The 24,410-nt window shown below is 69.5% G+C and carries 17 protein-coding genes; 13 read left to right on the top strand and 4 right to left on the bottom strand.

Annotated features, from left to right (window positions below):
- Window positions 1-110: 110 nt before the first annotated feature.
- From CURTO8I2_RS15380 to CURTO8I2_RS01160, 11 genes are all read left to right on the top strand, one after another.
- Complete coding sequence (locus CURTO8I2_RS15380) at window positions 111-446, top strand: hypothetical protein (RefSeq protein ID WP_236550962.1); 336 nt, start codon at window positions 111-113, stop codon at window positions 444-446.
- Between the two features lie 251 nt (window positions 447-697).
- On the top strand, window positions 698-1,519 hold the full coding sequence (locus tag CURTO8I2_RS01205; protein ID WP_159677980.1) for a S1/P1 nuclease: 822 nt from the start codon (window positions 698-700) through the stop codon (window positions 1,517-1,519).
- A 71-nt stretch (window positions 1,520-1,590) separates the two neighbouring features.
- Window positions 1,591-2,457 (top strand): MBL fold metallo-hydrolase, encoded by an 867-nt coding sequence (locus tag CURTO8I2_RS01200; RefSeq protein ID WP_159677979.1) that lies wholly within the window; start codon window positions 1,591-1,593, stop codon window positions 2,455-2,457.
- Between the two features lie 62 nt (window positions 2,458-2,519).
- Window positions 2,520-3,032: a molybdopterin-binding protein gene (locus tag CURTO8I2_RS01195; RefSeq protein WP_159677977.1), complete on the top strand. Its 513-nt coding sequence runs from the start codon at window positions 2,520-2,522 to the stop codon at window positions 3,030-3,032.
- 33 nt (window positions 3,033-3,065) lie between these two features.
- A complete protein-coding gene (modA, locus tag CURTO8I2_RS01190; RefSeq protein ID WP_159677976.1) occupies window positions 3,066-3,860 on the top strand; it encodes a molybdate ABC transporter substrate-binding protein in 795 nt (264 codons plus the stop codon).
- A gap of 3 nt (window positions 3,861-3,863) precedes the next feature.
- A complete protein-coding gene (gene modB, locus CURTO8I2_RS01185) occupies window positions 3,864-4,574 on the top strand; it encodes a molybdate ABC transporter permease subunit (protein WP_201295454.1) in 711 nt (236 codons plus the stop codon).
- Complete coding sequence (locus CURTO8I2_RS01180) at window positions 4,574-5,188, top strand: ATP-binding cassette domain-containing protein (protein ID WP_159677974.1); 615 nt, start codon at window positions 4,574-4,576, stop codon at window positions 5,186-5,188. Before modB ends, CURTO8I2_RS01180 begins: the two co-directional genes overlap by 1 nt.
- 280 nt (window positions 5,189-5,468) lie before the next feature.
- Window positions 5,469-5,930: a transporter substrate-binding domain-containing protein gene (locus tag CURTO8I2_RS01175; protein WP_159677972.1), complete on the top strand. Its 462-nt coding sequence runs from the start codon at window positions 5,469-5,471 to the stop codon at window positions 5,928-5,930.
- A complete protein-coding gene (locus CURTO8I2_RS01170; protein ID WP_159677971.1) occupies window positions 5,927-6,922 on the top strand; it encodes a cation transporter in 996 nt (331 codons plus the stop codon). The genes CURTO8I2_RS01175 and CURTO8I2_RS01170 overlap by 4 nt, the downstream gene beginning before the upstream one ends.
- A gap of 9 nt (window positions 6,923-6,931) precedes the next feature.
- Window positions 6,932-8,920, top strand: a complete 1,989-nt coding sequence (locus CURTO8I2_RS01165) for an acetyl-CoA hydrolase/transferase C-terminal domain-containing protein (protein WP_159677969.1) — start codon at window positions 6,932-6,934, stop codon at window positions 8,918-8,920.
- A gap of 62 nt (window positions 8,921-8,982) precedes the next feature.
- Window positions 8,983-9,300 (top strand): BolA family protein, encoded by a 318-nt coding sequence (locus CURTO8I2_RS01160; RefSeq protein WP_159677968.1) that lies wholly within the window; start codon window positions 8,983-8,985, stop codon window positions 9,298-9,300.
- A gap of 246 nt (window positions 9,301-9,546) precedes the next feature.
- Here CURTO8I2_RS01160 and tkt read toward each other — a convergent pair whose 3' ends face one another.
- Complete coding sequence (gene tkt / locus CURTO8I2_RS01155) at window positions 9,547-11,535, bottom strand: transketolase (protein WP_159677966.1); 1,989 nt, start codon at window positions 11,533-11,535, stop codon at window positions 9,547-9,549.
- An 87-nt stretch (window positions 11,536-11,622) separates the two neighbouring features.
- Window positions 11,623-12,951: a dicarboxylate/amino acid:cation symporter gene (locus tag CURTO8I2_RS01150; RefSeq protein ID WP_201295453.1), complete on the bottom strand. Its 1,329-nt coding sequence runs from the start codon at window positions 12,949-12,951 to the stop codon at window positions 11,623-11,625.
- Window positions 12,952-13,055: 104 nt separating this feature from the next.
- Between CURTO8I2_RS01150 and recQ the strand changes: the two genes are divergently transcribed.
- Window positions 13,056-14,900, top strand: coding sequence for a DNA helicase RecQ (gene recQ / locus CURTO8I2_RS01145; protein WP_159677965.1), 1,845 nt, complete (start codon window positions 13,056-13,058; stop codon window positions 14,898-14,900).
- A gap of 54 nt (window positions 14,901-14,954) precedes the next feature.
- Here recQ and CURTO8I2_RS01140 read toward each other — a convergent pair whose 3' ends face one another.
- Both CURTO8I2_RS01140 and CURTO8I2_RS01135 read right to left on the bottom strand, forming a co-directional pair.
- Window positions 14,955-15,794 (bottom strand): OmpA family protein, encoded by an 840-nt coding sequence (locus tag CURTO8I2_RS01140; protein ID WP_159677963.1) that lies wholly within the window; start codon window positions 15,792-15,794, stop codon window positions 14,955-14,957.
- A 101-nt stretch (window positions 15,795-15,895) separates the two neighbouring features.
- Window positions 15,896-23,707, bottom strand: coding sequence for a YadA-like family protein (locus tag CURTO8I2_RS01135; RefSeq protein ID WP_159677962.1), 7,812 nt, complete (start codon window positions 23,705-23,707; stop codon window positions 15,896-15,898).
- 254 nt (window positions 23,708-23,961) lie between these two features.
- Between CURTO8I2_RS01135 and CURTO8I2_RS01130 the strand changes: the two genes are divergently transcribed.
- Window positions 23,962-24,321: a hypothetical protein gene (locus tag CURTO8I2_RS01130; RefSeq protein WP_159677960.1), complete on the top strand. Its 360-nt coding sequence runs from the start codon at window positions 23,962-23,964 to the stop codon at window positions 24,319-24,321.
- Window positions 24,322-24,410 lie beyond the last annotated feature (89 nt).

The raw sequence follows: 24,410 nt of genomic DNA, 5'->3' as shown, positions 1-24,410 counted from the left end.
AAGCGATATCTACGCGAGCAATAAGGGCAGCGCACCTAGCACTGCCCTATTGCTGCTGGCACACCCAAATCGGTGAAGCGCCCAGAGACCCTTTGCTCCATACAGGCCGCGTGAATGAAAGTTATTTTGGTCTTATCACTGAACAAGAAGAATTGCGAGCATTCGATGCGGCGATCTCTTACAGAAGTTTTTCTAGTGAGCAGGAAGCATGTAGCCAACTGAGGGAGTCAGACATGATTGAGATCGAGGTTAAGGACGTTGGCAAGGGCCGATTCGAAGTAGAGGCACTTGGTCGCCATCACGAAGCTTTCGAGGGGCGATTCGGAGCGATTTGCGCAGCACATGCGCTCGCCGAGGAAGCGTTGCGCATGGGCGAGCAGGTGCGGGTCGTTCTGCCGGCAGACGTTGACTGGGAAATCCGGCTCGGGAACTCAACCTCTGATTAGGCTGCGGACCTATCGACTCGCCGAGCAGTGCAGCTCGCGAAACGCTTTCGGGCGACGTCCTAACAGACGGCGCTGCACAAGCAGCCCTTCGACAGGCAACTCCCCAGACGCGGAGAGTTGTTTTGAGGAACTACTGAGCATCATCTCGCTAGCGCCTTCTGAGACAGCTCCGCTGTCGGCTGGGCAAGAGAATAGCTAGGCTTCTTCACCGACTCAGCGCAGGCAAGTGGGGCCTCCGTTAGAATTACTCCATGCTGCGTCGAATCCTTCTGTGCGGTGGCCTGCTGGCCGCCTTCGCCCTCCCCTCGTCCGCCCTCGCCTGGGGCAAGCTCGGCCACCGTCTGGTGGCGCAGGTCGCCGAGCGCGATCTGACGCCTGCCGCGCGCGCCGAGGTGTCCCGGCTGCTGGCCGGCGAGCCGGACCCCACCCTGCCCGGCATCGCCAGCTGGGCGGACGAGCTGCGCGAGCACGATCCGGACCTGGGCAAGCGCTCGGCGCGTTGGCACTACGTCAACATCGGCGAGTCGAACTGCCGCTACGAGGCGCGGCGCGACTGTCCGAACGGCGACTGCGTGATCGAGGCGCTGAAAACCCAGACCGCGATCCTCGCCGACCGCACACGTCCACGCGCCGAACGGGCCCAGGCGCTGAAGTTCGTCGTGCACTTCACCGGCGATGCGCATCAGCCGATGCACGCCGGCTACGGTCACGACCGTGGCGGCAACGACCGGCAGATCAGCTTCCACGGCCGCGGCACCAACCTGCACGCGTTCTGGGACAGCGGCATGCTCAACAGCCAGAACCTGTCCGGCGACGCCTGGCTGGCCCGCATCGGCACGCGTGCGCCGTCGGCCGATGCCGGCAGCTCGGTGCGTCTGCCGCCTCCGGCAGCCGACTGGGCAGAAGCGGCGTGCCGCATTGCAGTGGCGCCCGGGGTCTACCCGCGCCGGGCGCGGATTAGCGATGCCTACGTGACCACGCACCTGCCGCAGGCCGAGCAGGCCCTGCGCGATGCAGGCGCCCGTCTCGGCGCATTGCTCAACGCCGCGCTGGCAACACCCGCGCAACGCTGAACTTACGCAATCGCAACCTCCGCCCGCGCCGGGTGCTCTAGCATCGGGCGTGTTCAGGCAGGAGGATCGCGATGTCGTCACCGCAGGTCACCCCGTTCCACCACGCCGGCAGCGGCACGTGGAGTTACATCGTCCGCGATCCTGCGTCGAACGCAGCGGCGATCGTCGATCCGGTGCTGGATTTCGACATGGCCTCCGCGCACACATCCACCGCTTCGGCGCTGGGGCTGCTGGACCACGTGCAGGCGCATGGGCTCGATGTGCAGTGGATCCTCGAAACCCACGCCCATGCCGACCATCTGTCTGCCGGCGACTGGTTGCGCGGACAGTTGCCGCGCGCGCGGCTGGCCATCGGCGACGGCATCCGCACGGTGCAGAAGACCTTCCGGCCGATCTTCAATCTGGGCGCGCATTTCCCGGTCGACGGCTCGCAGTTCGACCGGCTGTTCGCCGCCGATGACAGGTTCGCGATCGGCGCGCTCGAAGGCCGCACGATCCCGGTACCCGGCCATACCAGCGACAGCAGCGCCTATCTCATCGGCGATGCACTGTTCACCGGCGACTCGCTGTTCATGCCCGACGGCGGCACCGCCCGTTGCGATTTCCCGGGTGGCGATGCCGCCACGCTCTACCGCTCCATCCAGCGCCTGTTCGAACTGCCCGACGCCACCCGCGTCTTCGTCTGCCACGACTACGGACCGGGCGGCCGGGCGGTGGCCTGCGAAACCACCATCGGCGCGCAGAAGCGGGACAACATCCATGTCGGCCACGGCATCGACGCTGCCACCTTCGTCGCATTGCGCGAGGCGCGCGATGCCACGTTGCCGATGCCGGCGCTGCTGCTGCCGTCGGTGCAGACCAACATCCGCGCCGGCGCCCTGCCCGACCCCGAATCCAACGGCGTGCGCTATCTGAAGTTGCCGATCGGCACGCTCTGAGACCGCGTTGTCGCTCCCGGGGGCGCGTCGCTATGCTCGATCACTCGTCAGGAGGGCGCGCCGTGTTCCGATTCCGACATCTGTGTGCGCTGCTGGTGCTGGGCGCGTCCGCGGTCCATGGCCAGACGCCCGCGCCGCATGGTCCGGCCACCCACCAGCGGGCCGCCGCGCCGGTCGATCCGTCGCCGGTCGTGATCCCGCTCGACGCCGCCGCACGTGCGTCGCTGACCCGGCACACGGTCGACGCCACGGTGCATGGCCGGACGCTGCGGTGCGAAGGCGTCGCGCTGGCGGCGCTGCTGCAGGCCACCGGCGCGATGCCCGATACACCGCTGCGCGGCGCGCTTCTCGACCGCTACGCGCTGGTCACCGCCCGCGACGGCTACCGCACGCTGTTTTCGCTGGGCGAACTCGACGCCACGCTGGGCAATCGCGGGGTCTATCTGGTCGACCGTTGCGACGGCGCACCACTCGACGCCGACAGCGGGCCGCTGCGCCTGCTGGTGCCCGATGACACGCGCCCGGCGCGCGGCGTGCGCCAGGTCGAACGCATCACCGTCATCGCCGCTCCCTGATCCTGTCGTCTCCATTCCGGAATTCCGATGCCCATGCGCCGTTCCCATCGCTGGCTGCGCGCGTCCGCCGCCCTGCTGCTGATCGCCCTTGCCGCACTCGCCACCCTGCCGGTCGCCGCCCAGGACCGCGCACCGATCACGGTCTTCGCCGCCGCGAGCCTCAAGGAATCGATGGACGCCGCGGCCGCGCGCTACCAGCGCGAGACGGGACAGCCGGTACGGGTGTCCTATGCCGCCAGTTCCGCGCTCGCCCGGCAGATCGAGCAGCGCGCACCGGCCGATGTCTTCGTGTCCGCCGATCTGGAATGGATGGACTGGTTGCAGACGCGTCAGCTGATCGACACCGGCTCGCGCCGCGTGCTGCTCGGCAACACCCTGGTGCTGGTGGCACCGGCCGACAGCGCCGCGCAGCCGTTGGCACTCGCGCGCGGTACGGATCTGCGGCCGCTTCTCGGCGCGCGCGGCCGCCTGTCGCTGGCCTTGACCGCCAGCGTGCCGGCCGGCAAGTACGCCCGGGCCGCGTTCGAATCGCTGGGCATGTGGTCGGCCCTGCAGCCCCGTGTGGCCGAATCCGACAGCGTGCGTTCGGCGCTGACCCTCGTCGCGCGCGGCGAAGCGCCGCTGGGCGTGGTCTACGGCAGCGATGCGAAGGCCGAGCCGCAGGTGAAGGTGCTGGCGACGTTCCCCGCCGACAGTCATCCGCAGATCGTGTATCCGGTCGCCCGCATCGCGGCGAGCCGCCACCCGCAGGCCGATGCCTTCGTGCGCTGGCTCGACGGCGAGGCCGCATCGTCGATCTTCCGCGCGCACGGCTTTTCGATCCGCTGATCGATGGCAGACCCGGACACGCTGCTGGGCTTCGGCCCCGATGAACTGCTGGCGATCCGGCTGAGTCTGAAGGTCGCCGCGGCCGCCGCGCTGTGCAGCCTGCCGCCGGGCATCGCGATCGCCTGGCTGCTCGCGCGCCGGCGCTTCTTCGGCAAGGCACTGCTCGATGCCCTGGTGCATCTGCCGCTGGTGCTGCCGCCGGTGGTCGTGGGTTACGCGCTGCTGGTGATGCTGGGCGGCAACGGCCTCATCGGCCGCTGGCTGGACGACACGCTGGGGTTCTCCTTCGCATTCCGCTGGACGGGCGCCGCGCTGGCCAGCGCGATCATGGGCTTCCCGCTGATGGTGCGGACCATCCGCTTGTCGATCGAGAACGTCGACCGCCGCCTCGAGCACGCTGCCGCCACGCTCGGCGCCAGCCCGCTGCGGGTGTTCTGCACCATCACCCTGCCGCTCGCCTGGCCAGGCGTGATCGCCGGCGCGGTGCTGGCGTTCGCGAAGGCGCTGGGCGAGTTCGGCGCGACGATCACCTTCGTGTCCAATATCCCCGGCGAGACGCAGACCGTGTCGTCGGCGATCTACGGACTGATGCAGGTGCCCGACGGCGAAGCCGGCATCTGGCGGCTGGCGGCGGTGTCGGTGGCGATCTCGCTGGCCGCGCTGATGGCCTCCGAGTGGCTGGTGCGCCGCCAGCGCGGCGAGGTGCGCGACTGATGCTGCACGTCGACATCGATCTGCGCCGCGGCAGCTTCGCGCGGCACATCCGCGTCGAGTCCGCGCAGCGCGTGCTCGCGCTGACGGGCCCCTCGGGCGCCGGCAAGACCAGCGTGCTCCATGCGATCGCGGGGCTTGTGCGCCCGCGCGCGGGGCGCATCGAGATCGACGGCCGGGTGCTGTTCGACAGTGCCGCGCGCATCGACGTGCCGGCGCATCGCCGGCGCGTCGGTTACGTGTTTCAGGACGCGCGCCTGTTCCCGCACCTCGACGTGCTGCGCAACCTGCGCTACGGCCGCCATCACGCTGGCGCCGACAGCTTCGCACTGGATCACGTGGTCGAGCTGCTCGGCATTTCGGGCCTGCTGCAGCGCCAGGTGGCGAATCTCTCCGGCGGCGAAGCGCAGCGGGTGGCGATCGGCCGCGCGTTGCTGTCGCAGCCGGCGGTGCTGCTGTTCGACGAACCGCTGTCGGCGCTCGACGAGGCGCGACGCGAAGAGTTGATCCCCTGGCTGCAGCGCGTGCGCGACGAGGTGCGCCTGCCGATGCTCTACGTCAGCCACACCAGCGACGATGTGCGCCGCCTCGCCGACGCGGTGCACACGCTGGACTGAGCCGCCGCAATGGCGGTTGCGACGCACCGGGAGCCATCGGCGTCGGGCTGCGGATCGCACCCTGCCCCCCCGGCGCTGCGATTGCACCCGAGCGGGCGCACTGCGCTTCGCAGACCGGGCGTGCTGCAGTCCGCTGCGCGCACGACGGTGTCGCGATGCGGACGTCGACCGTTCCCGGCGGCGCGAGGCGTTTCGGGACCTCCGGCGCGGTCGGCGTGCCAGCCGCGCACGCCCGGCCGGAAGTGACTCCGCCTTCATCGCGGATCCCCGATAAGGCCTCATGCCGAAATCCCTGCTTCTCCTGCTGCTGTGCCTGTGCTTGGCCGCATGCGGCCCGTATCCGCGCGACGCCCACGACAGCAGCGCCCGCGCGCAGGCAGCCATGCGGGTCGGCCTGAGCCACGATCCGCCGTACGTGCAGGTGCGCGACGGCGAGGCGCCGGGCGGTGCGGAAGTCGACCTGATCGCACGGTTCGCCGCCGCGCGCGGGCTGCGCGTCGAATGGGTGGTCGGGGGCCACGACGCGCTGATGGAGGATCTTCTCGCGCATCGACTGCACATGGTGGCCGGCGGGCATTCGCCGCAGTCGCCCTGGGCGGAGGTCGGCTGGTCGCGCGACTACAGGCTGCCCGACGCGCACGACCGTCCGTCCCGTCGACGGCTCGCACTGCCGCCGGGCGAGAACGCCTGGCACCTCACCGTCGACCGCTGGCTGCATGCGCAGCGCGGGGTCACGCGATGAGCGAGGCCCGCGCGACACCCGTCCGGCGCAGACCGCGTCCGCTCGGCGCGGCCCAGCTGCGTGATCTGCAGCGGGCGGCGCGCCTGTGCTGGTGGTCGATCGCGCTGCTCGGCGCGATCACCGTGATGATGTTCCTGACGATGGGCGGCTCGCAGGCGATGCTGACCGCGCTGGTCGAGGACGTGCTCAGCCTGCTGCCGCCGATCGCGTTCCTGATCGCGCTGCGCTTCCGCACCCGCGGCGTCGACGCGACATACGTCGACGGACGCGAGCGCGCCTTCGACATCACGTTCCTCGCATCGTCCGTGGCCCTGACCGCGGTCGGCCTGCTGCTGGTCGTCGACGGCCTGCACGTCCTGGCGACGCGCACGCATCCGGTGGTGGGGTCGATCGCGATCGGCGATGCCGTGGTGTGGCAGGGCTGGGTGATGATCGCGGCGCTCGCGGTGTCCTGCGTGCCGCCGGTGATTCTGGGCCGCATGAAGCTCAAGCTCGCACGCGCGCTCGACTCCAAGCCGCTGCACACCGACGCCGACATGAACAAGGCGGACTGGATGACAGCGGTGGCCGGCATCGTCGGCGTGCTGGGCATCGGATTCGGGCTGTGGTGGGCGGACGCGGCCGCGGCGGTCTTCATCGCGTTCGAGGTGCTGCGCGATGGCGTACGCAACCTGCGCAACGCGGTGCGCGATCTGCACGACGCCCGGCCCCAGCGGGTGGACCGCAGCGACCACGACACGCTGCCGGACCAGGTAGTGGAGGCGGTCTCCCGCCATCCGGACGTCGCGGCCTGCCGGGTGCGGTTCCACGAGGAGGGTCTGCGCCTGTCGGGCGTGGTGTACGCGACGCCCCGCGCGGGGGCGCTCACCGCTGCGGCCGCGCAGGCGATCCGCGAGACCGCGCGCGCGGTGCACTGGCGCATCGACGAGGTCCATGTGGTGCCCGATGGCGCCGATGCGCCGGACGGGGACACTTCATCGTCGCGCGGGTAGGCTTGCCGGATGACTGTCTATCTCGATGACGTGGCGGCGGCGGCCGTCCATCTGCGCGCCCAGGTCCCCGGCGCGCTGCACGTCGGGGCACCGCTCGGCATCGGCAAGCCGCACCGGCTGCTCAACGCGCTGTTCGATCTGGCGATCGCCGATCCGACGCGGCCGTTCACGCTCTACACCGCGCTCTCGCTGGACCCGCCATCGGCCGGCGACGATCTCGAGGGCCGCTTCATCGGACCGTTCGCGAACCGGCACTTCGGCGAGGACTTCGTGCGCCTGAAGTACGTAGACGCGCTGCGCCGCAATGCGCTGCCGCCGCACGTGGAGGTCGAGGAGTTCTACATGCAGTCGGGCGCGATGCTCGGCTCGCACCAAGCGCAACGCCGCTATGCCAGCCTCAACTACACGCACGTCGCCCGCGCACTCGCCGACCGTGGCGTCAACGTGCTGGTGCAGAAGGTGGCGGCCAACGACGACGGCTCGCGCTTCTCGCTGTCGTCAAACACCGACCTGACGTTCGATGCGATCGATGCACTCGTTGCGGCCGGTCATCCGCGGCCACTGGTCGTGGGCGAAATCGACCCCGCGCTGCCGTGGCTCGACGGCACCGCGGCGGTGGACGCGGCGTTCTTCGATGTCGTGATCGCACCGCCGCCACCCTGGCCGCGCCTGTTCGGGCTGCCGCGCCAGCCGGTGTCGGATGCCGACTACGCGATCGGCTTCTACGCCAGCACGCTGGTGCGCGACGGTGGCACGCTGCAGATCGGCATCGGCGCGCTGGCCGATGCGCTGTGCCATGCGCTGGCGCTGCGCCACACCGACAACGCCGCCTACCGGCGCGTGCTGCATGCGCTCGATCCCGATCTCGCCAGCCACCGCACGGTGCAGGCCGTCGGCGGACTCGATCCGTTCGACACCGGCCTCTACGGCTGCAGCGAGATGATCAACGAGGGCTTCAAGCGTCTGGTCGAAGTGGGCGTGATCAAGCGCCGCGTCGTCGACAAGGCCAGCCTGATGCGGCGGGTCAACGACGGCACCGCGAGTGCGCTCGATCTCGATCTGCTCGAACGCAACGGCGAATTCCTGCACGGCGCGTTCTATCTCGGCTCGCCGGATTTCTATGCCTGGCTGCGCGGCCTCGACGACGAGACCCGGCGCGGCATCGGCATGAAGCGCGTCGGCGAGGTCAACGAACTCTACGGTCTCGACGAAGGGCTGGAGCGACTGCAGCGCCGCGACGCGCGTTTCTTCAACAGCTGCATGATGGCGACCGCGCTGGGCGCGGCGGTGTCCGACGGTCTGGAGGACGGCCGCGTGGTGTCCGGTGTCGGCGGCCAGTACAACTTCGTCGCGATGGGCCATGCGCTGCCCGACGCGCGCTCGGTGCTGCTGCTGCGCGCCGCGCGCGATGCCGGTGGCGGACGCGAGGCGAACATCCGCTGGAACTATGGCCACACCACCATTCCGCGCCACCTGCGTGATGTCTACATCACCGAGTACGGCATCGCCGACATCCGCGGCGCGACCGACGAGGACTGCACGCGCGCGATGGCGCGCATTGCGGAAGCCCCGCATCAGGCGGGGCTGGTGGCGCGTGCGCAGGCGGCCGGCAAGCTCGATGCGCGTTTCGTGGTGCCCGCACCCTGGCAGCGCAACACGCCGGACACACTGCGCCAGGCGCTGGCGCCGCTGCGCGCCGACGGCAGCCTGCCCGACTACCCGCTGGGCAGCGATTTCGACGTCGTCGAACAGCGCCTGCTGCGCGCCCTGGCCTGGTTGCGCACGCGCACCGCGACGCGCCGGGGCAAGCTCGCGACGGTGTTCGATGCGCTGCGCGCAGGCATCGGCGACGACACGCCCGCGCTCGCGCGCATGCAGTTGCAGGCGCCGAGCGGCCTCAACGAACACCTGATGGCGCGGCTGGTGTCACTCGGCCTGCGCCGCACTGAGCGCCCCAGCGCGCCCCAGGATGTGATCGCACCGACGTCCGCTACCTGAGTCGCGGTTGCGATCGCGTGCCGCGCCTCCATTTCGTTCGACACACCCGTGCAGGACCCGCAATGACCACCCGCGCCGACCAGCTCCGCGATGCCCTCGCCGGATTGCAGCCCACCCACCTCGAGGTCGAGGACGAGAGCCACATGCACAGCCGCGGGCTGGAAACGCACTACAAGGCGGTCGTGGTCAGCGCGGCGTTCGACGGCAAGCGTGCGCTGCAACGGCACCAGGCGGTGTATCGCGCGCTCGGTCCGCAGATGCAGCAGATCCATGCGCTGGCGCTGCACACGTTCACGCCCGACGAGTGGGCGGCCGAAGTGCAGGTGCCCGATTCGCCGCATTGCCGCGGCGGCAGCAAGCACGACACGCCGGTGGGGTGACGCGCGGCTTCGCAGGATGGGTAGCGCGTAGCGACACCCATCAATACGGAAAGCGGTTCGGACTTCGGATCATCGCGAGCGTTCGTCCTCACCGACCCCTCTTCCAAAGGGACAGGGGCTTGGGCCGCGATCCGCGGATTCTGAATTTCCACGTCTCTGCATATCGCAGACTCGCGACGAATCGCCCACAGAAAAAGCCCGCTTGCGCGGGCTTTTTCGTTCACTGCTGCAGATCGCGCGTCGCGATCAGAGCGCCTTCGCCGCTTCGACGATCTTCTCGACCGTGATGCCGAAGTGCTGGAACAGCTTGTCCGCCGGCGCGGACGCGCCGAAGCTGTCGATGCCGATCACGGCGCCGTCGAGACCCACATAGGCGCGCCAGAACGGGGTGACGCCGGCTTCGATGGCGACGCGCTTGCGCACGGCGTTCGGCAGCACCGATTCGCGATACGCCGCGTCCTGGCGATCGAACACGTCGGTCGAGGGCATCGACACCACGCGCACCGTGTCGCCGAGCTGCTCGGCCGCCTGGGTCGCCAGACCGATCTCCGAACCGGTCGCGATCAGGATGATCTCCGGCGTGCCGACCGAATCCTTCAGCACGTAGCCGCCACGCGCGATGTCGGCGACCTGCGCCGCGTCGCGCGCCTGGTGCGGCAGGTTCTGGCGCGAGAACACCAGGCAGCTCGGGCCGTCCTGGCGGGTGATCGCGCACTTCCACGCCACCGCCGATTCGACCGCGTCGCACGGACGCCACACGTCGTTGTTCGGGATGTAGCGCAAGGACGCGAGATGCTCGACCGGCTGGTGGGTCGGGCCGTCTTCGCCCAGACCGATCGAATCGTGCGTGTAGACGTGGATCGCGTGCGCGGGGATCAGCGCGCTCATGCGCACCGCGTTGCGGGCGTAATCGCTGAAGACCAGGAACGTCGCGTCGAAGGGAATGAACCCGCCGTGCAGCGCCAGGCCGTTGGCGATCGCGCTCATGCCGAACTCGCGCACGCCGTAATAGACGTAGTTCGCGTTGGCATCGGTGCTGGCCGCGGAGGTGCTGCCCTTCCACAGGGTCAGGTTGGAATGCGCGAGGTCGGCCGAGCCGCCGATGATTTCCGGCAACAGCGGCGCGAACGCTTCGATCGCCATCTGCGAGGCCTTGCGCGAGGCAACCGTCGGGCCGTCTGCCTGCAGCTTGGCGATGAACGCATCGGCCGCGTCGACGAAGCCGTCCGGCAGGTCGCCGTGCGAGCGGCGCACGAGTTCGGCGGCGAGATCCGGGTACTTGGCCTGGTAGGCATCGAACTGCTGGTTCCATTCCGACTCGCGCACCTGGCCGGCCTCGACCGCGCGCCAGCCGTCACGCAGCGCCTGCGGCACCTCGAACGGGCCGTGGGCCCAGCCGAGCGCGGCGCGGGTGGCGTCGGATTCGTCCTGGCCCAGCGGCGCGCCGTGCGAGGACTCCTTGCCGGCGCGGTTGGGCGAACCGAAGCCGATCGTCGTGCGGCAGCACACCAACACCGGCTTGTCGTCCTGCGCGGTGGCGGCGTCGATCGCACGCGAGATCGCATCGGCATCGTGGCCGTCGACGTCGCGGATCACGCGCCAGCCGTAGGCCTCGAAACGCGCCGGCGTGTCGTCGGTGAACCAGCCCTCGGTATTGCCGTCGATCGAGATGCGGTTGTCGTCCCAGAACGCGACCAGCTTGCCCAGGCCCAGCGTGCCGGCGAGCGACGCGGCCTCGTGCGAGATGCCTTCCATCAGGCAGCCGTCGCCCATGAACACCCAGGTGCGATGGTCGACGACGGCGAACTCGGGACGGTTGAAGCGCTGCGCGAGCAGACGCTCGGCGAGCGCGAAACCGACCGCGTTCGCGAAGCCCTGGCCCAGCGGACCGGTGGTGGTCTCCACGCCGGGCGTTTCGTGGCGCTCGGGGTGACCGGCGGTCTTGCTGTGCAGCTGGCGGAAGTTCTTCAGCTCTTCCAGCGGCAGGTCATAACCCGACAGGTGCAGCAGCGCGTAATGCAGCATCGAGCCGTGACCGTTCGACAGCACGAAGCGGTCGCGGTTGAACCACTGCGGGTTCGCCGGGTTGTGGCTCAGATGGTCGTTCCACAGCACTTCGGCGATGTCGGCCATGCCCATCGGCATGCCGGGATGGCCGGACTTGGCGGCATCGACGGCGTCGATGGCGAGGAAACGGATGGCGTTGGCGAGTTCGCGACGGGTCGGCTGGGTCATGGACTGGACTGGAGGCAGCTGCGAGGACGGGAGCCGACGATTGTCCCATGCCCGCCGGATCGTTGCCGGCGGGCGCGTCTCGCGCGGTCAGCCGCGGCTGTCGACCGGTACTGCCGTGGCGTCGGTTCCGTCCCGGCTCTCGTACTGTAGCTCGCTGCGGCCGATGACGACCGAGCCGGCCATGTCGCCGCCGATATTGACGACGGTGCGGCACATGTCGAGCAGGCGGTCGACGCCCAGGATCAGGCCAATGCCTTCGGGCGGAATACCGAACATCACCAGGATCATCGCGATGACCGGCAACGACCCGCCCGGCACGCCGGCCGCGCCGATCGAGCCGAAGATGCACAGCACCAGGATCATGACCTGCTGCCCCATGCTCAGGTCCACACCGAAGAACTGCGCCAGGAACAGCACCGTGATGCCTTCGAACAGCGCTGTTCCGTTCATGTTGGCGGTCGCGCCGAGCGTGCACACGAAGCGCGCCACCCGGCGCGGCACACCGAGGTTCTCCTCGGTGACCTTCAGGGTGGTCGGCAGCGTCGCGCTGGATGACGAGGTCGAGAATGCAGTCAGCAATGCCGGCTGCGCGCCGCGGAAGAACGCCAGCGGGCCCATGCCGCCGAACACCCGCAGCAGAATCGGAATGACGATGAAGAAATGCACGCCCAGCGCCAGCAGCACGGTGCCGACGAAGCGCGCCAGCTGGATCAGCACGTCGACGCCGAGCTTGGCAGTGATCGAAAACAGCAGCGCGGCCACCGCGTAGGGCGCCAGCGCGATGACCCAGCCGATCAGCTTCAGGCAGATGTCGTAGACGCCCTGCACTGCGGACACGAAGCTGCGCGTGCCGTCGCTGCGGATCACCGTCGCAGCGATGCCGAACATCAGCGAGAAGAACATCACCGCGATCAGGTCGCCCTCGGCGGCTGCCGCCACCGGGTTGCGTGGCACGATGTTGAGCAGCACCTGCAGGCCCGATACGCCCTCGCGTGCGTTGGCGATCTCGCCGGCACGCTGCGAGGTGTCCGCCAGCAACTGCTGGCCGATCTCCGGCGACAGGCCGCGGCCGGGTTGCAGCACGTTCACCGCAACAAGACCGATGACGACGGCGATCGACGTCACCGCGAGGATCCACACCAGCGTTTTCACGCCGATGCGGCCCAGCGACGCGGGATCACCGATCTCGACCACGCCCAGGATCAGCGCGGAAAACACCAGCGGGATCACCAGCATGAACAGCAGGCGCAGGAAGATCTGGCCGACCGGATCGGTCACGTAGGTGATCAGGGCGTCGAGCCAACCCGCTTCGCCGATATAGAGATTGGCGACGATGCCGGCCACCGTCCCGAGCACGAACCCGATGAGCATCTTGGTATGCAGCGGCATGCCGCCAGCGCCGGGGGTCGAGGTCATCGGGAACGATCCTGTGCAGAGGTGAGGCAGCTTAGCAAAGCGCCGCGCATCCCCCGTTGCCCGATGCGACGCCCCTGTCGACCGTCAGCCGGTATCCTTGGCGCATGTCTTCGCTTCCCCCTGCCGGCGCCGCCGGCGACGCGCTCGGCGTCCTGCAGCGCGTCTTCGGCCATGCCGCCTTCCGCGGCGAACAGGCCGCCATCGTCGAACACGTGGCTGCGGGCCACGACGCGCTCGTGCTGATGCCCACCGGCGGCGGCAAGTCGATGTGCTTCCAGGTGCCTGCCCTGCTGCGCGACGGGGTGGCGATCGTGGTCTCGCCGCTGATCGCGCTGATGCAGGACCAGGTGGACGCGCTCCTGCAGTCGGGCGTGCGCGCCGCCTACCTCAATTCCACGCTGGACGGCGAGACCGCGCAGCGGGTGGAGCGCGAGTTGCTCGCCGGGGAACTCGACCTGCTGTACGTCGCGCCCGAACGCCTGCTCACGCCGCGCTTCCTGTCGCTGCTCGACCGCGCGCCGCTCGCGCTGTTCGCGATCGACGAGGCGCACTGCGTGTCGCAGTGGGGCCACGATTTCCGCCGCGAGTACCGCGAGCTGACGATCCTGCACGAGCGCTGGCCGCACGTGCCGCGCATCGCGCTGACCGCGACCGCCGATCCGCCGACCCAGCGCGAGATCGCCGAGCGCCTGCAGCTGGAGGACGCGCGCCGCTTCGTCAGCTCCTTCGACCGGCCCAACATCCGCTACACCGTGGTGCAGAAGGACAACGCCAAACGCCAGTTGCTCGACTTCGTGCAGGCGCACCGTGGCGCCGCCGGCATCGTCTACTGCCTGTCGCGGCGCAAGGTCGAGGAGACCGCCGAGTACCTCGCCGGCCAGGGCATCGACGCGATTCCGTATCACGCCGGCATGGATGCGGACCTGCGCGCTGCGAACCAGCGACGTTTCCTGCGCAGCGACGGCGTGGTGGTGGTCGCGACGATCGCGTTCGGCATGGGCATCGACAAGCCGGACGTGCGCTTCGTTGCGCACACCGACCTGCCGAAATCGATCGAGGGCTATTACCAGGAAACCGGCCGCGGCGGCCGCGACGGCGAGCCGGCCGATGCGTGGATGTGCTACGGCCTCGGCGATCTGGTGCTGCTGCGGCAGATGATCGAACAGTCGGACTCGGGCGACGAGCGCAAGCGCTTGGAGCACCGCAAGCTCGACGCGCTGGTGGGCTACTGCGAAACGATGCGCTGCCGGCGCCAGGTGCTGCTGGCGAACTTCGGCGAGGACTATGCGGCCAATGGCGCGGGCCAGCCCTGCGGCAATTGCGACAACTGCCTCGACCCGCCCGACGCGTGGGATGCCACCGTGCCCGCGCAGAAGGCGCTGAGCTGCGTCTACCGCAGCGGCCAGCGCTTCGGCGCCGCGCACATCATCGACATCTTGCGCGGCAGCGAGAGCGAACGCATCCGCCAGTTCGGCCACAACCAGCTGAGCACCTACGGCGTGGGCACGGACGTCGATGCGCGGGTGTGGAAGAGCGTGCTGCGCCAGCTCGTCGCGCAGGGCCTGCTCGACGTCGATGCCGAAGGCTACGGCGGCCTGCGACTGACCGAAGCCAGTCGCGGCGTGCTGAAGGGCGAGACGCAGGTGATGCTGCGCAAACCGACGAACACGAAGGAACGCGTGCGGACCGCACGCGCCGCGACCGGCGCCGACATCGATCTGGCACCGGCCGACCGGCCGCTGTTCGAATCGCTGCGTGCCCTGCGCGGACGCCTGGCGCGCGAGCAGAACGTGCCCGCCTACGTGATCTTCCACGACGCCACGCTGCGCGAGATCGCACGCCTGCGCCCGATCAGCCACGGCCAGCTTGGTGGCATCGGCGGCGTTGGCGCCGGCAAGCTGGAACGCTACGGCGACGCCGTGCTGGAAACGGTGCTCGACGCGGACTGACCGCCTGTCTCGCTACCCGACCGGACGTCAGCCCGGCCGGGCACCCGAGGACCCTCAGCGCGCAGCGACGCCGCGCACTTCCACGTCGACGCGACGATCCGGCGCAAGGCATTCGACCAGCGCCGACCGTGCGAGCGTATCCGCGCAACCGGTCGTGACCGGTTCGGCCTCGCCCTTGCCGACGGCGACGATCGCGTCGGCCGGCACGCCGTTCGACACCAGCAGCGCCCGGACCGTGTCGGCGCGACGCTGCGACAGCAGCTGGTTCGCATCGGCGCTGCCGATGCGGTCGGTGTGTCCGATCACGGTCACGACCGACGGACCCGCCTCGCGGATCTCCGATGCCAGCTGGGTGAGCAGCTCGCTGCCACGCGGCTGGATGTCGCGGGCCTCGTGCCGCGCGAACGCGAACAGTGCGTCGGCCGACAGGTTCACCCGGCGCACGCCGGCCTCGGCGCTGCGCGCGTCGGCCTCGTCGGCCAGCCGGTCCGCGCACGACGCCGGACTCCAGTGGAAAGTCTGTCCGAGATGCGCGCGGTCGAAGATCACCTTGTACTGGCAGGTGACCACGCCCTCGGGCGTGCGGAAATGGAAGAGGTAATCCCACTCGCGCACGCCGACGAGGCCTTCGCGGAAATGCGGCCGGCCCAGCGCCTTGTAGAGCTGGTCCTTGGTGACGCCCGGACCGATGTTGCGCAGGTCGGCGACGTTGGGGAACGTGCCTTCGGCGAGCACGGCACCCGATGCGTCGGGAAACACGACCTCGCCGGCGACGCCCTCGGGCGAGATGTCACGGCTGACGTGGCGCGTGCCGCACGCGCTCAGCGCGCCGGCGACGGCAATGGCGAGCAGCGCGCCGCGCACGGCTTTGGAACAATCGATGGAGTAGCGCATGTCCTGAACCTCTTGAGAGGCCCGTGCGGGTGGCACGGGCGGTGTCGAATCCCTGATCGCGTCGATCGAACACGGGCCCGGCGCACGGCCGGGCCCGACGGTCACCACTGGATGCCCGCACCCACCGAGAAGCCCCAGTCCCGCGCGGTGTTGCCGCTGGCCTGTGCCCGGTAGACGTAGCGCCCGTTCTCGGTGATGCCCGACAGTCCGACGGCCATGCCGTACTCGCTCTGGTAGCCGCCCACGCCGACCGCCAGCATGCTCTTGCCCGGCAGATAGGCCTGCGGCAGACCCGCCATCGCCATCGCCGACGAGGTTGCGCCGCGATAGCCGCGTTCGATGGTCCACATGTCGTCCTGGATCTGGGAGATGCGGCCGTCCGTGTACTGGTTGGCCACATTGATCGCCTGGTTGACGCCGCCGTTGAGCTGGTTGACGTTGACCGCATCGGTGCCTGCGATGCCGGGCGCGAGGCCCGTGATCGTGCGGCCGCCGACGTTGACTTCACCCGTCGAGGTGCTGTTGCCGACGTAGGCGGCGTTGTAGTTGCTCTGCGCGCCCACGGTGGTCGCCGAACCCGCACCCAGCGCCACGCTGTTGCCGTGGCTCGCCGTCGCGCCCTGGCCCAGCGCGGTGCTGTTGGTGGCCGTCGCCTTCGCGCCCTGGCCGACCGCCGTGCTGCCGGCGCCCGTCGCCTGGCTCTGGTTGCCCAGCGCCACGCTGTTGTTGCCGCTGGCCACCGCACCGTTGCCGCCGGCCGTCGCGTTCTGCCCGGTCGGCGCCGGCGCGACGTAGGCCTCGCCCTGGCTGATCTGGAACGGACCGCTCGCGCCGGTTTCCAGGTTGTCGAGACGACCGCCCACTTCCACGACCACGCCTTCCACGCTGGTCACGCGATCGTCGAGATCGGTGATGTCGCCGCGGATGTCGACGATGTCGCCCTGGATGTCGGTGATGTCCCCTTGGATGTCGATGATGTCGCCTTCGATCGCCGTCACGCGGCCGTCGATCACGTCGATCCGGTTGTTGACCCCGGCGATCTGGCCGTCGGTGTAGCTGTTCGCCTCGTTGATCGCGTAATCCACGCCGCCCTGCAGCTGGCTGACGTTGACCGCATCGGTCGCCGCCGAGCCCGCCGCGACGCCCGTCACCTGACGGCCGCCGACGTTGAGCTCGCCGGTGGAATCGCTGTTGCCGACGAACGCGCCCTGGTAACCCGTCTGCGCACCCACGGTGGTCGCCGAACCCGCGCCCAGCGCGATGCTGTTGGCGTGGCTGCTCACCGCGCCCGCACCGATCGCCAGGCTGTTGAGCGACAGCGCCTGCGCACGCGCGCCGATCGCGATGCCGCCATCACCGACCGCGGCACTGGCGAGACCCAGCGCAACGGCCTCGTCGCCGTCCGCGGTCGCGTCCTTGCCGGCGGCGATCGCGTCGTCGCCGGTGGCGCCGTCATTGTCGAAGTTGCCGCCGCCGGAGGAGTTCACGCTGTAGTACTTGGTGCGGTTGGTCTCGACGGTGTCGGTGAGCTGGCTCACGTTGACGGCATCGGTCGGCGCGCTGCCGGCCGCGACGTTGGTGATGACCGAGCCGCCCGCATCGATGCCGGCGAGCGTCACGCTCGGACCGCCGACGATCGTCAGGCCGGTGTCGCCCAGCTTCACGTCGGTGCCGATCGCCACGCCCGTGGTGTCGATGACGGTGTCGCCCGCGGTCAGGCTTTCGACCGCCAGATCGTCGGCCAGATCGAAAGTGACGTCGTTGCTGGTCGTCGACTTCGTGACGACGATATTGCCGTCGGTGTTGTTGAGGTCGACGTTGTTGCCGGTCGTGCTGTTGACGGCCACGTTGCTGCCGTTCTGCCCTTGCGCGGTGACGTTCCAGCCGGCGTTCGCCGTCTGGTTCACCAACTGGAGCTGCTCTTCGGTCGCCGCGCGGCCGCTGCCGTCGGCGAAGCCGGGCGCATCGATGGTCCGGTTCGTCAGACCGCCGATCGTGCCGGCATCGCCGCTGATGACGAGCGGATTCGCGCCGCCCACCGACACCGTGTTGCCGGTGATCGAGGTCGTGCCACCGGCGTCGGTCACCGCGATCGTGCCCGCGCCCACCACCGTGCTGTTGCCGGCACCGTCGTCGACCGCGAGTCCGTTGCTATCGAGCACCGCGTCGCCGGTCGTCACGCTGTCGAGATCGAGGCTCCGGTTGAGCGTGATCGCGACGACACCCGCGTCGTCCACACCCGTCTGCGCGACACCCAGATTCGCATCACCGGTGAAGGTCACCTGTCCGTTCGGACCGATATTGGCCGTGTTGCCCGCCGCATCGGTGACGTTCCAGCCGGCGTTGGCGGTCTGGTTCACCAGATCGAGCTGCTCTTCGGTCGCCGCGCGGCCGCTGCCGTCGGCGAAGCCGGGCGCGTCGATGGTCTGGTTCGTCAGGCCCCCGATCGTGCCGGCATCGCCGCTAATGACGAGCGGATTCGCGCCGCCCACCGACACCGTGTTGCCGTTGATCGAGGTCGTGCCGTTCGCATCGGTCACTGCGATCGTGCCCGCGCCCACCACCGTGCTGTTGCCGGCACCGTCGTTGGTCGCCAGGCCCCTCGTATCGACCACCGTGTTGCCGGCCGTCAGGCTGTCCACCTCGATGTCGTCCGCCAGATCGAAGGTGACGTCGTTGCGGGTGCCGGTCTTCGACACCACGATGTTGCCGTCGGCGTTGTTGAAATCGACCGTATTGCCGGTCGGGCTGTTGACGCCGACATTGCTGCCGTTGGCGCCCTCGGCAGTCACGTTCCAGCCTGCGTTCGCGACCTCGGCCACTTCATCAAGCGCGGTGTTGGTGGCATGCAGCTGCGAGCCGTTGATCGCATCCGTGCTGCTCGCGCTGATGCGGCCCGCAGCGACATTGGTGACCGTGCGCTCGACGCCGACGCTGCCGACGCTGATCGTGCTGGTCGGCGTCACGCCCGCGAACAGATAGTCGGTACCGTTGAGGGTGACGCCGGTCGTACCCACCGCGACCGCCGTCACCGAGCCGGCACCCAGCGCGACGCTGTTGTTGTGCAGCGCCTGGGTATTGGAGCCGAGTGCGAGGCTGTGGACCCCGTTCGCGGTCGCGTTGACGCCCATGGCGATCGCACCGGTGCCCGAGGCCGTCGCGCGCTGGCCCTGGGCGATGCTGAAGGCCGCATTGGCGATGGCGTCCCGACCCACTGCGATCGCGCTGGCTTCCAGCGCACGCGCGCCGTTGCCAACGGCGACGGCGCTCTGTCCGCCCGCCTCCGCGGCTGTACCGGCGGCGTAGCCGCCTTCACCGGCCGCCGTGCTGTCGACACCGATGGCGACGGCATTGAGACCGGTCGCACCGTCGTTTCCGAAATTGCCGCCCGCCACCCCGTTGTCGTTGACGCTGAAGTAGCGCGTCGTGCTGGCGTTGATGGAGTTGGACAGCTGGCTGAAGTTGACGGCGTCTGTCGGATCGGTCCCGGCCGCGACGTTGGTGATCTTCTGCCCGCCCGCATCGATACCGCCGGCCGTGATGCTGGGGCCGCCCGCGATCACCAGGCCGGTGTCACCCAGCTTCACCGTGTTCCCCACCGCCACGCCGGTCGTATCGATGACCGTGTCGCCTGCGGTGAGCCGGTCGACCTGGATCTCGTCGGCGAGGTTGAACACCAGATTGGTGCCGGTCCGCGCAATCTGGATGTTGTTGTCGGTATTGCTGAAATCGACGTTGCCACGCGGCGCGACATTCGCTCGCGTGGTCGAGCCGTTCACCCCGACGTTCCACCCCGCGTTCGCCGTGGTGTTCACGCGGGTCAGCGCGTCCTGCACGTTGGTGTACGACGTGCCGTCGACCGCCAGTCCAGCGGTGACCAGATGCGTCGTCGGGCTGTAGGCGGAGGTGCCCCCCAGCGCGGCCGCAGTGCTGCTGCCCAGCGAGTCGAGGTTGGTGCCCAGTGCACCGACGGCCTGGTTGGTCGCGAACAGCTGGCTGCCATTGATCGCGTCGGTACTCGTACCCGACACCCGGCCCGCGGCGACGTTGGTGATCGTCCGCTTGTCGGTTCCTGTGCCCACGCTGACCGTGGCCACCGGCGTCGTACCGGCGTAGCTATAGGTGACGTTGTCGATCGTCGCACCGGATGTGGGAACCGCGGCTGCGGTCACTGCATTGCGACCCAGTGCGACCGAGCCGGGATTGCTGGCGCGGCTGCCCTGACCGAGCGCCAGTGCGCCGATGGCCGTGGCTTGGGCGTCCTGGCCGACGGCCGTGGCGCCAAGCGCAGTCGCCCGTGACGCAGCGCCCAGCGCGAGCGTGTTCGCCAGCGTGGCCTGGGCATCGTTGCCGAAGGCAGCGGACGAATCGCCCGATGCACGCGACGCGTGACCGGCCGCGATCGCATTGACGCCCGTCGCGCGCGCATCGTCGCCGAGCGCGGAGGCCGACGCCTGCGTGGCCTGCGCGCCACGACCCGACGCAGTCGCGCCCGTGGCCGACGCCTGCGCACGGTCGCCCTGTGCGATCGACGAGATGCCGCTGGCGTTCGCACCGCGGCCCTGTGCTTGCGCAGCCTCTGCGCTCGCGATCGCGCCATCGCCCTGGGCGATCGACGACACACCGCTGGCGTTCGCACCCCGGCCCTGTGCCTGCGCAGCCTCTGCACTCGCGACCGCACCATCGCCCTGGGCGATCGACGACACGCCGCTGGCGTTCGCGTTGCGGCCGAGGGCCAGTGCCGCTTCCTCGCTCGCGCTGGCGGCATCGCCGACGGCGGTGGACGCCGTCTGCGATGCACGTGACGCACGGCCGATCGCAGTCGCATCCTGGTACACCGCCTGCGCGCCATTGCCGATCGCGATGGTGTTGATGTTGAGGCCTTCCTCACCCGGCTGCGGCGCGAAGCCCGACACCGCGGCGGTACCGATCGCCACGCCGTTGGCGGCCAAGCCGCGGCTGTTGGTGCCCGACGCGATCGAATTGACACCCGACGCCGCCGAATCCGTGCCGCTGGCCTGCGCATTGAGGGCGCTGGCGCGCGCGCGGGTGCCGGTGGCGACCGCGCTCTCCGCAACGGCGTGGGCATCGAAGCCCTGCGCCATCGCATTGCGCTCGGAGGCGAGTGCGCTGTTGCCGACGGCGATGCCGTTGTCGGCGGTCACTTCCGCATCGGTACCGATCACGACGGCGTTGTCGACCGTTTCGTTCGGCGACTTGCGGTCCGCCTGCGCGTTGGTGCCGATCACGACGGAGTTCAGGCCGTTGGCCACCGCCCGGTCGCCGATCGCAACGGTGCCGTCGTCATAGGCCTGGCTCGCGCTGCCGATCGCGGTGGAGCGATCGCCGAGCGCCGCGACGTTGTTGCCGATCGCGCTGGCGGCATCGCCGACCGAGCGCGCGCGATAGCCGACCGACAGGCCGCCCGCACCATCCGCATCGGCCTGCGGACCGATCGCCATCGCGTCGACGCCCGAGGCGCCAGAGTTGTCGCGATTGGCCGGATCGGTCGAGTTGATGCTCACGTAGCGCGAGGCATTCGCGTCGATCGCGGCGTTGAGCTGTCCGAGATTGACGGCCTGGTCGCCGAGGACCGCGGCGGCCGTCGTGATGGTGCCGTCCGCGTTGCGGATCACCGCATTGCCGGGCGCCACGCTGACCGCGCCACTCGAGACCGCCCGGATCGCCTCGGCAACCGTGCTGTACCGCTGTGTGCCGCCCGAGCTGTCCGCCAGTTCGATGACATAACCGGTGTAGTTGCCGTCCGGCCCAACGGTAATGTTGCCGCCGACCAGGTTCGCCGTCGCGGTCTGCGCCGCGCGCAGCTGGTTGACGTTCACCGCGTCGAAGCCCTGCGCGCCGTCGGCCACGTTGACGATGCGGCGCTGCAGATTGGACGCGCTGCTGCCGACCGAGACCACGGTGCCGTCGCCGAAGGTGTTGCCGGTGAGGAAGCTCGTGCCCACCGCATCAGTGGCGAGTGCACGCGAATTGAAGCCGATCGCCGCGCTGCCGCCTTCGGCGAACGCGCTGCGACCCAGAGCTACGCCCTGGCCCGCGGCTGAAGCCTCGGTGCCGATCGCCACCGCGCTCACGCCGGTGGTGCGTGCGTTGTAGCCGAACGCGGCCGAATCGCTGGATGCCGACGCGAGCGCGCCGATCGCGGTGCCGCGGTCCACGGCACCCGCGCCCTGGTTGGCGCGATAGCCGATCGCGATGTTGAAATCGCCCTCCACGGCCGTGCCGGCCTGGCTGCCGATCGCGATGTTCTGGTCGCCCAGCACGCCCGTGCCCGCCTGGAAGCCGATCGCCGTCGTCTGGTTGCCGACCACGTTCGTGCCTGCGCCGGTACCGATGGCGATGTGCGATGTGCGGTCGCCTGCCTCCGTACCGCCGGTGCCGACGCCGGCCCCGGTGCCGAGTGCGATGCCGTTGGGCGAAATGGCCTGCGCGCCGCTGCCGGCGGCGAACGCGTTGCCGCCGTTCGCCGTGGCCTGGCCGATGGCGATGCTGCCGCCGCCGTTCGCGGCCGCCAGCGCACCGAGCGCGGTCGCGTTGCCTGCATTGGCCGTTGCCCGGAAACCGATCGCGGTCGCCTGGTTGCTCTGCGCGCCGGACACGCTGGCACCGGTGCCGATGGCCAGCGCGTCGGCGACGAATTCGGATGTCACGCTTGCGCCGTCGCCGAGGGCGATGGTGCGGTTGCCCGCCGCGGATGCAGCGCGGCCGATCGCGACGCCACCCGCGCCGTCCGGCGCCGTGGCAGACGCCGTGCCGACGACAGCGCCCTGACCGATCGCGATCGCAGCCGTCGCACCGTCGGTGGTGACGGCGCCATCGCCGGACGCCAGGCTGCTGTCGCCGCCCGCGACCGAACGCGGGCCGATGGCGACCGACTCGTCGCCGAGCGCCTGGGAATCCGCTTCCGCCGAGCGCGCACGGAAGTAACGCACGCCGCCTGCACCTTCTTCGATGAAGAGGCCGAAGATCTGCCGGCCGGTCACCGCATCGGAACTGACGGCGTTCACTGCACCGTCGGCGACGTTGGTGATGCGCGCGCCGCCCGCGTTGATGCCGGCGGTGGTCACGCTCGGACCACCGGTGATGGTCAGACCGGTCGACGCCAGCCGCACCGCGCCGCCGACCGCGACACCTGCCGTGGACGTCACGGTTGCGCCCGTGGTGACGGTGTCCACGTTGAGATTGCGATTCAGGGTGAGCGCGACGCCTGCCGCATCATCGTTGCCGGTCAGCGCGACACCCAGATTGGGATCGCCGGAGAACGTGACCTGGCCGTTGGGCCCGATGTTGTAGGTAGTCGCGCCGACCGCGACGTTCCAGCCTGCACCGGCCTGCGCCTGCACGGCCTGCAACTGCGAGAGATTGACCGCATGGTCGGCGGCGCTGCCTGCCGCGACGCCCGAGATCACGCGATTTCCCGCCTGGATTCCGGCCGTGGTGATGCTGGGTGCACCGGCGCCCAGGGTCAGTCCATTGGCGCCGAGCCTGACGTCGGTGCCGATGGCGACGCCGTTTGTATCGATGCGCGTTGCGCCGGCCGTGACCGTGTCGACGTCGATATCGCGTGCCAGCTGGATTTCGATGACGGCATCGTCGTCGGTGCCGGTCTGGGTCACGCGGATGTTGGGATCACCGGTGAAGGTCACCGTGCCGTCAGGACCGATGGCGGCATCGTTGGTGCCATCGGTCACGGTGAACTCCTGCGCGGCCAGCGGCGCGCTGAAGAGCGCGATGCACAGGGCCGAGATCGGCAGCGCAGGGTTCCGGGCGCCGCCTACCAGTCGGGACAGCGTGGACGACATGCCGGCGGGACGATGTCCCGAGGCCAGTTCGGAAGCCACCACCCACTGCATCAGGGTCGAATTCCAGACCCGGCGGAAAATCCTGTTCATCAATGCTCTCCTCTGATCGCGCGTGTCGACCAAGCCGGAAACGTGACTGACTTGGCAATAAATGTGGATGCACGACCCACTAAGCATCTTTAATGCCAACTCCATCACAGCGGAACGGTGCGGTTCATTGTCTGGACCGGCGGCAGAGCCCTACTTTTGGGCGGGGCAAAATCTGACCGATCCGGTCACATTCGGCAGCCGCCGCCGGAATCGACCAGCGCGGACCGCGCGTGCAGGGCTGCTATAACGTCGCCATGAACTACTCGATGCTCGCAGCGGCCTTTCTCGCCGCCTCGTCCTTCCAGCCCGTGTTCGCCCAGGCGCCACCGCGCGCGCAGGCGGCGCCCCAGTCGATCTATGCGATGAGCGCCGCCGGCCTGGGCAGCGCGATGACCTATTGCATGGCCAAACACGGACCGCTGCGCGAGGGCTCTCCGGCCGCACGCTGCTACGCCCGCGCGCGCGCCATCCTCGCCGCGGCCGATGCGCGTCGGCACGCCGAACAGGCCGATGCGCGCTGCGCCGATCCCGCCACCTTCAATGCATGCATCACGCCCGAGGTCGGCCGCTTCGTGTTCGCGCTCAACGCGGAGTTCACCCGGCAGGCGCTCTGAGCGTCCCGCGCCGCGAGTGCGCTCGCCAGAATCGCCAAACGATTCGCGCCTGCGCCGCTCCGCGTGCCCGCGCATCGGCATGGACGCCT

The organism is Luteimonas sp. 9C (genome assembly GCF_902506295.1).
In the GTDB taxonomy this organism is placed as follows: domain Bacteria; phylum Pseudomonadota; class Gammaproteobacteria; order Xanthomonadales; family Xanthomonadaceae; genus Luteimonas.
This window is presented reverse-complemented; position numbering and strand designations above follow the sequence as displayed.

Coding starts and splice junctions, on each gene's coding strand:
- tkt (WP_159677966.1), bottom strand. CDS start 11,535: ATGACCCAGCCGACCCGTCGCGAACTCGCCAACGCCATCCGTTTCCTC.
- recQ (WP_159677965.1), top strand. CDS start 13,056: ATGTCTTCGCTTCCCCCTGCCGGCGCCGCCGGCGACGCGCTCGGCGTC.
- CURTO8I2_RS01205 (WP_159677980.1), top strand. CDS start 698: ATGCTGCGTCGAATCCTTCTGTGCGGTGGCCTGCTGGCCGCCTTCGCC.
- CURTO8I2_RS01135 (WP_159677962.1), bottom strand. CDS start 23,707: ATGAACAGGATTTTCCGCCGGGTCTGGAATTCGACCCTGATGCAGTGG.
- CURTO8I2_RS01160 (WP_159677968.1), top strand. CDS start 8,983: ATGACCACCCGCGCCGACCAGCTCCGCGATGCCCTCGCCGGATTGCAG.
- CURTO8I2_RS01170 (WP_159677971.1), top strand. CDS start 5,927: ATGAGCGAGGCCCGCGCGACACCCGTCCGGCGCAGACCGCGTCCGCTC.
- modA (WP_159677976.1), top strand. CDS start 3,066: ATGCGCCGTTCCCATCGCTGGCTGCGCGCGTCCGCCGCCCTGCTGCTG.
- CURTO8I2_RS01140 (WP_159677963.1), bottom strand. CDS start 15,794: ATGCGCTACTCCATCGATTGTTCCAAAGCCGTGCGCGGCGCGCTGCTC.
- CURTO8I2_RS01150 (WP_201295453.1), bottom strand. CDS start 12,951: ATGACCTCGACCCCCGGCGCTGGCGGCATGCCGCTGCATACCAAGATG.
- CURTO8I2_RS01200 (WP_159677979.1), top strand. CDS start 1,591: ATGTCGTCACCGCAGGTCACCCCGTTCCACCACGCCGGCAGCGGCACG.
- modB (WP_201295454.1), top strand. CDS start 3,864: ATGGCAGACCCGGACACGCTGCTGGGCTTCGGCCCCGATGAACTGCTG.
- CURTO8I2_RS01165 (WP_159677969.1), top strand. CDS start 6,932: ATGACTGTCTATCTCGATGACGTGGCGGCGGCGGCCGTCCATCTGCGC.
- CURTO8I2_RS01175 (WP_159677972.1), top strand. CDS start 5,469: ATGCCGAAATCCCTGCTTCTCCTGCTGCTGTGCCTGTGCTTGGCCGCA.
- CURTO8I2_RS01130 (WP_159677960.1), top strand. CDS start 23,962: ATGAACTACTCGATGCTCGCAGCGGCCTTTCTCGCCGCCTCGTCCTTC.
- CURTO8I2_RS01180 (WP_159677974.1), top strand. CDS start 4,574: ATGCTGCACGTCGACATCGATCTGCGCCGCGGCAGCTTCGCGCGGCAC.